This window comes from Protofrankia coriariae (genome assembly GCF_001017755.1).
Lineage (GTDB): Bacteria > Actinomycetota > Actinomycetes > Frankiales > Frankiaceae > Protofrankia > Protofrankia coriariae.
In genome coordinates this window covers 1-2,403 of record NZ_JWIO01000050.1, presented here as the reverse complement: position 1 = coordinate 2,403, position 2,403 = coordinate 1, and the positions used below count along the sequence as shown (strand labels likewise).

Below are 2,403 nucleotides of genomic sequence, written 5' to 3'. Positions count from 1 at the left end.
CGGCAGCCGCGGCCGCGGCCACGTCCGCACCCGCGCGCCGCGCGCCGCGCGCCCGGCCTGCCGCCGCCCCTGGCCGGGCGCCTCCCGAGCGTGCCGCGCCAGCCGCTCGTCGACGCGTTGCGCCAGCGCGGCGAGCCCGCCGGCCAGCAGCACCGACAGGCCGAGGGCGACCAGCGGCACGGCACGCGGCATCGAACGCAGGGCGAAACCAACGCTGGACGCCTCGGCGAACGACCGGAAGGCCCCGCCCAGCGGCGAGGGGTTCTCGTAGGGGTAGACCCCGACCGCGACCGTGGTGCCGACGAGCACGAGCAGGACGAAGTACGCCCGGTATCCCCACCGGCACAGCGCCGCACCCGCCAGGGCCAGCAGCGGCACCGTGAAGCTGATGAGGATCACCCAGATGGTCTGGGTGTAGTCCCGGGACGGGGCGATCCAGGTGCCCAGCGCGTCCCCGCCGTAGAAGTACCAGTTGCCCAGACCGCGCAGCACCTCGGAGGCCTGCGAGGCGCTCGCGACCGTCCTGAGCGTCTCGCTGTAGGCGAGGATGTCGACGCCGTAGCCGGCCTGGGTGAGCAGGCCCGCGATCCACCAGGCCGAGCAGCCCACGACCGCCACCGCGGCCCGGGCGCACATGCCCAGCGCGGGGCCGAGGCGGGCCTCCCGGGTGACCCACACCGCGAAGGGCAGCCACAGGATCGGCGCCAGCAGCACGAAGATCAGACTGGCGGCGTTGCTGCTGCCGACCAGCGCGACGGCGATGCCGAACGCCGCCGGCCAGCGCCAGCCGTCCGGCCGCCACCCCGCCAGGCCACCCCGCGCCTCGCGCAGGCCACGGACCGTGATCCCCAACAGCCAGCCCAGGCCCGTGTACGGCAGCAGGATCGCCGACATCCGCGCCTCGTACTCGAGGACGTAGGGGGTCAGCATGTAACCCGCGGCCGCGACGAAGGCGAACCGGTGCGGCCAGCGGAACGAACGCATGCAGAACAGCACGCCCGCGCCGGCCATGAACAGCACCGAACCCGTCCACAGCCGCTGGGCGACCCAGGTGGGCAGGCTCAGCAGGTCCAGGAACCAGAAGAAGGCGCCCTGCGGGAGCAGGAAGCCGATGTTCTGATGGGTGACCACACCCATCCCGACACCGGGATCCCACATGATCCCCGCTCGTCCGATCAGCTCCCGCGGTTCCAGGTAGAGGTAGGCCTTGGTGTCGACGCCGACCCGGCCGGGCGCGGTGAACAGCAGCGGAAGGTAGCTGATCGCGGCCAGCAGCACGATGGGCCACGATGGCAGCCAGCGCCGCAGGCCGCGCTCTGGTAGGCCGGTGCGGGCGGCCGGCCGGCGGGCGGTCCGGCGGCCGAGACCGCGCCGCGGGCGTGCTGATGGTGCGGTCAGGGTCACCGTCCAACCCAATCATCCTGGTTCGGTCCGCGGCTGGCGGGTGCCGCCGGGAGGGACGGCCGCTCGCCGGGTCGGCTCACCGTGGCGGCTCACCTGCCGGCGCGGTGCGTGCGGGCCGTGTCCGGTGCATCTTAGAGATCTCTGCGGCGGTGGCGCGGTGCGGCCGCGGGGGTGGAACGCCACATGTTGTGTCGGCCACGGTGCAGCCCGCCCCCGGGGCGGCCCGGCTGTATCGGCGCCGCCACCCGGCGGCCCGCCGTCGGCCCGGGCGGCGCGCCCCGCCGGGCCGCGATCCGGACCAGCGATCCGGCCACGGTCAGCAGCGCCGCGTGTACCACGAGTTCTATATGGGCGGTGGCGATCGCGTCACCCCGCGCCCACCACAGCGCCGGGACGGCGAGCGCGGTAGCGGCGGCCAGCACGGCGAGAACGCGGCGTTCCCCCACGGCGAGCAGGTAGTAGGTGCACAGGACGGTCGCTCCCAGGCAGGCCATCGCACCGGCCAGGGGCGCGAACGCGGGCGCGCGGGCGGCCAGGGGTGCACCGAACGCGAGCGTGAGACCTGCCCTCGGCGCGACCAGCGCGACGGCGACGAGCGCCGCGGCCGGTACCGCGAGCATCGCAAGCGTCCCGCCGAGCTGGTGCAGGGCGTGCTCGCCGCGGTGCCGGCGGGTGGCGGTCTCGGGGAGCAGGAAACCACCCAGGGCGACCGCGGCGAAGACCAGCGCCTTGCAGGCGACGGACACCGCCGCGTACGGGCCGGCGTCGCCGGAACGGTGCGCCCCGAGCACCAGCAGGTCGATGTTCTGCAACAGGCCGAGGAGCACCAGCGCGGTCAGCGCGGCGCCGATCTCGACGGTCGGACGGTTCGTCGGCACGGCGGGGCCTGTCGCTGCGACAGAGCTTGTTGGCATGGCGGGGCTGGCCGGCTCGGCGGGGCGCGCCCGCGTGGTGGGAGCTGTCCGCATGGCGGGGACGGCACGCGCGGCGCCGGGCCCG

Annotated in this window: 1 protein-coding gene and 1 pseudogene (1 of these 2 only partly in view); both read right to left on the bottom strand. The window is 75.1% G+C overall.

All coding sequences use genetic code 11. From position 1 onward, the window contains the following. Positions 1-1,278, bottom strand: the 5' portion of a protein-coding gene (locus FrCorBMG51_RS21250; protein ID WP_476742225.1) for an alpha-(1->3)-arabinofuranosyltransferase domain-containing protein. The gene continues 3,333 nt to the left of window position 1, outside the view; 1,278 of the gene's 4,611 nt are visible here — the first part of the coding sequence; it begins with the start codon at positions 1,276-1,278; its stop codon lies off the left edge, out of view. 257 nt (positions 1,279-1,535) lie between these two features. Further along, positions 1,536-2,403 (bottom strand): annotated as a pseudogene (locus FrCorBMG51_RS21245) (hypothetical protein); the annotation flags it as partial.